The 8,479-nt window shown below is 52.1% G+C and carries 9 protein-coding genes and 1 tRNA gene; 9 read left to right on the top strand and 1 reads right to left on the bottom strand.

Going from position 1 to position 8,479, the window contains the following annotated elements:
• Window positions 1-419: 5-oxoprolinase subunit C family protein (locus tag BOW51_RS04790; RefSeq protein ID WP_503167666.1), on the top strand; the 419-nt coding region annotated here is incomplete at its 5' end.
• Between the two features lie 23 nt (window positions 420-442).
• Here the strand turns inward: BOW51_RS04790 and BOW51_RS04785 are convergent.
• On the bottom strand, window positions 443-724 hold the full coding sequence (locus tag BOW51_RS04785) for a cupin domain-containing protein (protein WP_078476690.1): 282 nt from the start codon (window positions 722-724) through the stop codon (window positions 443-445).
• Between the two features lie 79 nt (window positions 725-803).
• On the opposite strand from BOW51_RS04785, the gene pncC reads away from it, so the two are divergent.
• From pncC to BOW51_RS04745, 8 genes are all read left to right on the top strand, one after another.
• On the top strand, window positions 804-1,298 hold the full coding sequence (pncC, locus tag BOW51_RS04780) for a nicotinamide-nucleotide amidase (RefSeq protein ID WP_078476689.1): 495 nt from the start codon (window positions 804-806) through the stop codon (window positions 1,296-1,298).
• Entirely contained in the window at window positions 1,285-1,818 is a 534-nt protein-coding gene (gene thpR / locus BOW51_RS04775) for an RNA 2',3'-cyclic phosphodiesterase (RefSeq protein WP_078476688.1), read from the top strand. The genes pncC and thpR overlap by 14 nt, the downstream gene beginning before the upstream one ends.
• Window positions 1,819-1,959: 141 nt before the next feature.
• Complete coding sequence (recA, locus tag BOW51_RS04770; RefSeq protein ID WP_078476687.1) at window positions 1,960-3,009, top strand: recombinase RecA; 1,050 nt, start codon at window positions 1,960-1,962, stop codon at window positions 3,007-3,009.
• Window positions 3,009-3,494 (top strand): regulatory protein RecX, encoded by a 486-nt coding sequence (locus tag BOW51_RS04765; protein ID WP_078476686.1) that lies wholly within the window; start codon window positions 3,009-3,011, stop codon window positions 3,492-3,494. The genes recA and BOW51_RS04765 overlap by 1 nt, the downstream gene beginning before the upstream one ends.
• A gap of 197 nt (window positions 3,495-3,691) precedes the next feature.
• Window positions 3,692-6,325 (top strand): alanine--tRNA ligase, encoded by a 2,634-nt coding sequence (alaS, locus tag BOW51_RS04760; protein ID WP_078476685.1) that lies wholly within the window; start codon window positions 3,692-3,694, stop codon window positions 6,323-6,325.
• Between the two features lie 239 nt (window positions 6,326-6,564).
• Window positions 6,565-7,803 (top strand): aspartate kinase, encoded by a 1,239-nt coding sequence (locus tag BOW51_RS04755; protein ID WP_078476684.1) that lies wholly within the window; start codon window positions 6,565-6,567, stop codon window positions 7,801-7,803.
• Between the two features lie 155 nt (window positions 7,804-7,958).
• Complete coding sequence (gene csrA, locus BOW51_RS04750; RefSeq protein WP_078476683.1) at window positions 7,959-8,159, top strand: carbon storage regulator CsrA; 201 nt, start codon at window positions 7,959-7,961, stop codon at window positions 8,157-8,159.
• 88 nt (window positions 8,160-8,247) lie between these two features.
• Window positions 8,248-8,337: transfer RNA gene (locus BOW51_RS04745), tRNA-Ser, on the top strand.
• Window positions 8,338-8,479: the final 142 nt, after the last annotated feature.

The following is an 8,479-nucleotide window of genomic DNA, read 5'->3' as shown; positions in this document are numbered from 1 at the left end:
CAACTGTGCCACCCTGGGCAATACCCGATTATGATGCAGAGCTGGCACTGGGTGTGGTTCCCGGTTACCAGGCTGAGCAATTCCCAGATGAAGAGCTTGAGAAGCTTTTCTCTTCAGGCTACGAGGTGACACAGAATATCGATCGCATGGGCTATCGACTTAGTGGCGAAGCAATCGATTCTGGACTTGATGGCATCATCTCGGAAGGTATCTGCTACGGTGCGATCCAGATACCGGGTGATGGTCAACCGATCGTATTGATGAAAGACCGACAGACGATTGGCGGTTATCCGAAGATTGGTAGCCTCACCGCACTAGGTGCAGCGCAGTTGTCTCAGCGAGGGCCGGGAGCCTTAGTGACTTTCTATCCGCTATCGATATACGAGGCGAGGATTCAGCGTATACTGTTCGGTGCGTAGAACTGATAATTCAGCCGCTCTTCTCAACCCAGCTGGTAATGCTTCTCAACATCCTTGAGGATTTCCCAGGTACATGACATGCCCTTCGGGAAAGTCACCAGATCACCGCGTCCCATCTCGACCGGTTCACCACCTTCAGGTGTGACGATAGCCTTGCCGCGCAGGAAATAACAGGTCTCCTGTTCAGCATAGGTCCACGGGAAAGTGGAGACCTCTTTTTTCCAGATTGGCCAGTCATAGGCACCGAGTACTTCAATTTTCATCGGCGAAGCGTGCTTCTCGCACAGGATTTGATCGTGACTCATTTTCTTCAACTACTGGTATTAAACAGGGTGTTATTGTAACCGATTCCATAAACGGTGCATTTTATGGATAATGGTTCCCATGAATAATTTCGAACTGAAATGCACGCAGCTGGTCGAGCAGCTGGCGGAAATACTCAGGGCACAGCAGCGCATGCTGGTGACTGCCGAGACCTGTACCGGCGGCTGGATTGCAAAGAGCTGTACTGATATTACCGGATCCAGTGCATGGTTCGAGAGGGGTTTTGTCACTTACACTAACAATGCCAAGCAGCAGATGCTCGGCGTCAGTGCCGCGACGCTGGAGGCCAATGGCGCTGTTAGCGAAGCCGTGGTCGCCGAGATGGTAACCGGTGCGATGATGCATAGTCCGGCTGACCTCGCCGTGGCTGTCAGTGGAATAGCCGGACCGGGTGGCGGTAGTGAAGAGAAGCCGGTTGGTACCGTCTGTTTTGCCTGGGCTTCAGGGAAAAAAATCTTTACTGCGCGTGAGCAGTTTGATGGAGATCGTGATGCAATCAGAAAGACGGCTGTTCTACATGCGCTTGAGGGATTGATTCGCCATGCCTTCGACTAAATCCAGACTCTTCTTTGCCGCCTTTCCGGATGAGTCTGTACGCAAGCAGCTGGCTGCGCTGTCACAAAACCACAAGCAGCTGCTGTCGCGACCGCATCATCCACTCGATCTGCACATGACACTCGCTTTCCTTGGTATCCAGCCTGGCGACAAAAAATCCTGTTTTGAAGAGGTCGGCGAGCAGATTGCCCAGGAGGGATTTGAACTCTTGGTAGACCGGGTAGGTTACTGGAAGGGGGCACGTATTCTGCTGGTAGAGCCGAGTGCCACGCCAGACAGTTTGTTACAGCTGGTCGATCAGATATGGCAAGGAGCAGAAGGGTGTGGTGTTGAACGTGAAGTACGCCGCTACAGGCCGCATGTCACCCTGCAGCGCAAGGTGCGTTTAACCGCTGAGCAAGAGATCAGGCCCATCAGGTGGCGGCTGGAAAGTTTCTCACTGACTGAATCTACCGGTAATGGTGAAGTTCCACGCTACAGAAGGGTTCAGACCTGGCCGTTAAGTTCTAATAAAAAATAGATTCTGATTAACAAAAGATTGACGGACTCACGGATTGAGTTCTATGCTATGCCACAATATAGAACATCAATAGAACGCTGTACTTATTTACGGATTTGAAGCAGTTCTTCAGATTCTAAACGCACCAGGGGGATGACCAAGATGGATGATAATCGCAAAAAGGCACTATCTGCAGCACTGACACAGATTGAAAAGCAGTTCGGCAAGGGCTCTGTCATGCGTATGGGTGACGGTAGCGTGATTAATAATGTCGAGGCGGTTTCGACCGGTTCACTGGGTCTGGACATCGCTCTGGGTATCGGAGGCATTCCGAAAGGACGCGTGGTCGAAATCTACGGTCCTGAATCATCAGGTAAAACCACGTTGACACTGCACGCCGTCGCCGAGGTGCAGAAGACCGGCGGAACGGCCGCGTTTGTCGATGCCGAGCATGCACTCGATCCTGCCTACGCCGAAAAACTCGGCGTCAACATGGAAGAGCTGCTGGTATCACAGCCGGATACCGGTGAGCAGGCGCTCGAGATTACCGACATGCTGGTACGCTCCGGTGCCGTAGATGTGGTGGTTGTCGACTCGGTCGCGGCGCTGACGCCAAGAGCGGAGATCGAGGGCGAAATGGGTGACACGCACGTCGGCCTGCAGGCACGCCTGATGTCGCAGGCACTGCGCAAGCTCACTGCCAACATCAAGCGTTCCAACTGCATTGTCATTTTCATCAACCAGATTCGTATGAAAATTGGTGTTATGTTCGGTAGCCCGGAGACCACTACCGGTGGTAACGCGCTCAAATTCTACTCCTCTGTGCGACTCGATATTCGCCGTATCGGTGCGATCAAAAGAGGCGACGAGGTAGTCGGTAACGACACCCGTGTGAAGGTAGTCAAGAACAAGGTAGCACATCCTTTCAAGCAGGTTGAATTCGAGATTCTCTACGGTGAAGGTATCTCGCGGGAGGGTGAAATAATGAACCTTGGCGTACTCCACAATATCGTCGAGAAGTCAGGTGCCTGGTATAGCTACAATGGTGATAGAATTGGCCAGGGAAAGGAAAATGTAAGAAAGTATTTCAAGGAAAATCCAGAACTTGCACAGGAAATTGAAACTAAAATAAGAGATATAGTTTTTCCAAAACAAGATGCCTCTGATGAGGTTAAGGACGAAGCGGCAGACACGGATAAAGCCGAGGCCTGATGCTGTTGCAGTCGCCAACTTCGGAACCAGCTGCAGAAGTATCAAGCCAACCCACTGACGACATCGAGCAGGCGGCTATTCGCCTGCTCGCAGTGCGTGAACACAGCAAGGCAGAGCTTGCGCGCAAGCTCGAATCACGTGACTTTCCATCCGATGAAATCAGTGCGCTGCTGAAACAGTTTGAAACTGCCGGTTACCTCGATGATCAGCGCTACGCGGAACTCTACCTCGAGATGCGGGCCCGCAAGGGTTTCGGTCCCTGCAAGATCCGCCAGGAGTTGCTCGAGAGGGGCATAGCCAGTGACATCATTAATGATTGGGTCGATGACCGGGATCCGCGTTGGCGTGAACAGATGTCCGAAGTGGCGCTGCAGAAATTTGGCGTCCTGACCGAGCGCACCCAGAAAGAGCTGGGGCGGCGCGCACGTTTTCTCGAGTATCGCGGGTTTCCCACCTATCTCATTGGCGATTTTCTTTTCTCCTGATCCAGACTGCATCGTCATCCCCGCGAATGCGGGGATCTGGGTGTTACACAAAATCCGGATTCCGGGTTTCCACTGTGTTCCACCCCGAAAGACGCGTGTGAGTGGCTTTCGTATGCTGTTTTCCTCTCACTGCTGCGTGACATCTTCCGTCAACCCGAATAACATACCCTCTTTGTTTCTGATTACGTTCCATTTTCATGAAAACCAGCGCAGAAATCCGACAGGCGTTTCTTGACTATTTTGCTGCCCACGGCCACCAGATCGTCGATTCCAGTCCATTGGTTCCGGCAAATGATCCAACCCTGCTATTTACGAACGCAGGCATGGTGCAGTTCAAGGATGTTTTTCTCGGCAAGGAGAAACGTGACTACAACCGCGCCACGACCTCGCAACGCTGCGTGCGTGCCGGTGGTAAACATAATGATTTGGAAAATGTTGGTTATACCGCGCGTCACCACACTTTTTTCGAAATGCTGGGCAACTTCAGTTTCGGTGACTATTTCAAGGAAGATGCAATCCATTATGCATGGGAATTCCTGACAGAAACACTCGGCCTGCCTGCAGACAAGCTCTGGGTCACCGTCTATGAGGATGATGACGAGGCAGCTGAAATCTGGCTGAACAAGATTGGCGTCAATCCGGATTCATTCTCGCGCATTGGCGACAAGCCGGGCGGTAATCGATACGAAAGCGATAACTTCTGGTCGATGGGTGATACAGGACCATGTGGACCCTGTTCGGAAATCTTCTATGACCATGGAGAGGGCATCTGGGGTGGACCACCAGGAACACCCGAAGAGGATGGCGATCGCTACATCGAGATCTGGAACCTGGTTTTCATGCAATACAACCGTGATGCTGACGGTCAGATGACTGCGCTGCCGAAACCGTCTGTAGATACCGGCATGGGACTTGAGCGTCTTGCAGCGGTGCTGCAGCACGTACACTCCAACTACGAGATCGACCTGTTCCAGCTCCTGATCAAGGCGGCTGCTGATGCGACCGGTGCAACCGATCTTGAGAACAAGTCGTTGCGCGTCATAGCAGACCATATTCGCTCAACCGCATTCATGATTGTCGATGGTGTGCTGCCGAGTAACGAAGGACGTGGTTATGTATTGCGTAGAATTATTCGTCGCGCAATCCGTCACGGCTACCAGTTGGGACAGACACAACCATTTTTCAACACCCTGGTTGATGCGCTGGATGCTGCCATGGGTGAAGCATATCCCGAACTGCGCAAGATGAAAGATCAGGTCGCCAAGGTGCTTAGGCTTGAAGAGGAGCGTTTCGCAGAGACGCTTGAGCATGGCATGAAAGTGCTCGAGGACGAGATTGAAAAAGTCACCGATGGAGTGATACCTGGAGAGACGGCTTTTCGTCTTTATGACACCTATGGTTTTCCTGTTGACCTGACTGCAGACGTTGCCCGTGAAAAAGATATGCAGGTCGATACCGAGGGATTCGAGAAAGAGATGGAAGCACAGCGCCAGCGTGCGCGTGATGCGAGTAACTTCTCTGCCGCTGATGCAGCTGCCAAGTGGGAAGTTGACACCTCGACCAGTTTCAGTGGTTATGAATTGCTCGAAGACAAGGGCACGGTGATGGCGATCTATCACGATGGTAATTCCGTCGAGACCTTGACGCAGGGAGAGGAGGGCGTCGTGATTCTCGACCGTACACCTTTCTATGCCGAGTCGGGTGGACAGGTTGGCGACAGCGGCGAGCTCAAGTCAGCTGGCAGTGCGAGATTCACAGTGACTGATACGCGCAAGCAGGGCAGTGATGTATTCGGCCATATCGGTTTGCTGGCTGAAGGCGAACTGTCACTTGGTGACATGGTCGTAACACATGTCGACAAGCAGGCAAGAATGGCGACCGAGCTCAACCACTCTGCCACTCACCTGATGCACGCCGCGCTTAGAGAGATTCTGGGTGACCATGTGCAGCAGAAAGGCTCGCTGGTCGATCCTGAACGTTTACGTTTTGACTTCTCGCACTTTGAACCGGTAACGCGCGAAGAGTTGTCTGCGATTGAGCGTCTTGTTAATGCACAGATACGTGCCAACGCCTCGACAGAAACGCGCCTGATGACACTCGAGGATGCCAAGCAATCCGGCGCCATGGCGCTGTTTGGTGAGAAGTATGCCGATGAGGTACGCGTGTTGCGTATAGGTGATTTCTCTGTCGAACTGTGTGGTGGTACGCATGTTGATGCAGCCGGTGATATCGGACTGTTCAGAATTACCTCGGAGAGCGGTGTTGCATCCGGTGTACGCCGTATCGAAGCAGTTACAGGTGAGGCTGCAATCGATCTGACTGAATCACAGGAGGACCAGCTCACAGCCATCTCGGGAATGCTTAAGGCATCAACCGAATCTGTTTCAGACAAGGTAGAGCAGTTGCTTGCACGTAACCGCGCACTCGAAAAAGAGCTCGACAGGCTGAAATCAAAAATGGCCGCATCCGCCGGATCTGACCTCGTCAGCCAGGCCGCAGAGATTGCCGGAATCAAGGTGCTGGCCGCAAATCTCGAGGGTGTTGATCCCAAGAGCCTGCGCGACACGCTTGATCAACTCAAGGACAAGCTTGGCAGTGGTGTTGTACTGCTTGCTGCCAGTAACGGTGAGAAGGTCAACCTGATTGCAGGTGTGACCAAGGATCTGACCGACCGTCTGCGAGCCGGTGACCTGGTGCGTATTGCTGCGGAAAAGGTTGGCGGTAAAGGTGGTGGCAGACCCGACATGGCGCAGGCTGGTGGTAGTAACCCGGCTGGAATTCCTGATGCGCTGGCGGTTGCTGAAACCTGGGTGGCAGATACGCTTGCCTGAAAAACCTGATCGTGAAACATCACACCGGGCATAGTTTTTTGTCACCCCGGGCTTGACCCGGGGTCCATCCAGAACAGTGCACTACTTTTGCCTGCTGGCTCATAAGATGTATAAAGAAACAGTTTTCTGCTCTTAATTAACCGATTATTCATTTCAGTAACAGAAAATACCTGATAAAATTCAACGTTCTTGCCCGGAAAGCCTCCGGGCACTTTAGATTTGTGGATTGAATATTAACAATGGCACTGATTGTCCAGAAATATGGCGGTACCTCGGTTGGTACAGTCGAAAAGATCAAGGCGGTAGCTGAGAAGGTCAAGCGCTTTCAGGCTAACGGCGACCAGGTAATTGTCGTCGTTTCGGCCATGTCGGGCGAAACCAACCGCATGTTGGGTCTTGCCGCTGAAGTTAATGATACATCACCCAGCCCGCGCGAGATGGACGTGCTGGTCACAACTGGTGAGCAGGTTACCATTGCATTGCTGAGTATGTCGCTGCACAAGATTGGTGTGGACGCACGTTCCTATACTGGCAGCCAGGTACGTATTCTGACGGATCAATCGCACATGAAGGCGCGTATCAAGCGCATTGACGATGAACGTATCCGCAAGGATCTCAATGCAGGACGTGTGGTCGTGGTTGCCGGTTTTCAGGGTGTCGATAGTGACGGCAATATCACAACACTCGGTCGAGGTGGTTCCGATACTACTGCAGTTGCACTGGCTGCTGCACTGAAGGCAGACGAGTGCCAGATCTATACAGATGTTGACGGTGTCTACACAACTGACCCACGTGTCGAGCCAAAGGCGCGCAAGCTGGACCGTATCACCTTCGAGGAGATGCTTGAAATGGCAAGCCTCGGTTCCAAGGTGCTGCAGATTCGTTCAGTCGAGTTTGCCGGCAAATACAATGTACCGCTGCGGGTACTATCAAGTTTTGAAGAGGGTGCAGGCACCCTGATTACCTTTGAGGATGAAGGCGTGGAACAGGCGAAAATTTCCGGTATTGCGTTTAGTCGCGATGAAGCTAAGTTGACCATCAAGGGCGTCCCTGACGAACCGGGTGTGGCGTACAAAATTCTTGGCCCGATTGCCGATGCCAATATCGAGGTCGACATGATTGTGCAGAACATCTCCAAAGATGGCACAACCGACTTCACATTCACCGTTCACCGAAATGATTTCGAGCGTGCAACCGCGATTCTAGCCAAACTGTCTAGCACGCTGGGCGGTGAAGAGATCGAGGGCGATGACAAAATCGTCAAGGTTTCACTGGTTGGGGTCGGCATGCGTTCCCATGCGGGAATCGCCAGCACCATGTTTGAAACGCTCGCCAGGGAAGGGATCAATATCAGGTTGATTTCAACCTCGGAGATCAAAGTCTCGGTTGTTGTCGATGAAAAATACCTCGAACTGGCGGTGCGCTCACTGCATGAGGCATTCAACCTGGCACAGGATGAAGTCGCAACGGTTGGATGAGTTGATCCGGCTGTCTAAATAAACTTGGAATTGTGCTAGAATTTACTCGGCGACAAACACATGGGTGGCGCTGTCCCAGCTACTTGGGAATAAATTGGTGGTGATCTTCTTTCTAGAAGATCGAAATATATAAAAATATAACAGGGATTAAGGAAATGTTAATACTCACTCGACGTGTCGGCGAAACACTGATGATTGGTGATGAAATCAATGTAACCGTACTTGGTGTCAAGGGAAACCAGGTCAGAATCGGCATCAATGCGCCACGCGATGTCTCGGTTCATCGTGAAGAAATATACGATCGTATCCAGCGCGAACATGATGGTGATGAAGAGGTAGCGCAGGACGAAGATTAATGCGATAATCCGCACCCGTTGAACCGGACAGGGGTTATATAACTCCTCCGGTTTTTCATAATTCGGGGTTTCAAAAAAACCGAATACCGGAGAGTTGGCCGAGTGGCTGAAGGCGCGCCCCTGCTAAGGGCGTATGGGGGAAACTCCATCGAGGGTTCGAATCCCTCACTCTCCGCCATAAACTAAAAAGCCTCGTCGGAAGACGGGGCTTTTTTGTTTATTGATGCAGCATGGATGAGAACCCAAAAGAGGGTTCGACAAAATGCGACAGCATTTTGGACCGCGTAGCGCCCGCAGGGTGAAAATGCCGGAGGCAACGG

It is taken from the genome of Solemya elarraichensis gill symbiont, from assembly GCF_002021095.1.
Taxonomy (GTDB): domain Bacteria; phylum Pseudomonadota; class Gammaproteobacteria; order Chromatiales; family Chromatiaceae.
This window is presented reverse-complemented; position numbering and strand designations above follow the sequence as displayed.

What these genes read in the sequence shown, in the direction of transcription:
- BOW51_RS04785 (WP_078476690.1), bottom strand. Translation starts at nt 724, where the DNA reads ATGAGTCACGATCAAATCCTGTGCGAGAAGCACGCTTCGCCGATGAAA.
- BOW51_RS04755 (WP_078476684.1), top strand. Translation starts at nt 6,565, where the DNA reads ATGGCACTGATTGTCCAGAAATATGGCGGTACCTCGGTTGGTACAGTC.
- pncC (WP_078476689.1), top strand. Translation starts at nt 804, where the DNA reads ATGAATAATTTCGAACTGAAATGCACGCAGCTGGTCGAGCAGCTGGCG.
- recA (WP_078476687.1), top strand. Translation starts at nt 1,960, where the DNA reads ATGGATGATAATCGCAAAAAGGCACTATCTGCAGCACTGACACAGATT.
- thpR (WP_078476688.1), top strand. Translation starts at nt 1,285, where the DNA reads ATGCCTTCGACTAAATCCAGACTCTTCTTTGCCGCCTTTCCGGATGAG.
- BOW51_RS04765 (WP_078476686.1), top strand. Translation starts at nt 3,009, where the DNA reads ATGCTGTTGCAGTCGCCAACTTCGGAACCAGCTGCAGAAGTATCAAGC.
- alaS (WP_078476685.1), top strand. Translation starts at nt 3,692, where the DNA reads ATGAAAACCAGCGCAGAAATCCGACAGGCGTTTCTTGACTATTTTGCT.
- csrA (WP_078476683.1), top strand. Translation starts at nt 7,959, where the DNA reads ATGTTAATACTCACTCGACGTGTCGGCGAAACACTGATGATTGGTGAT.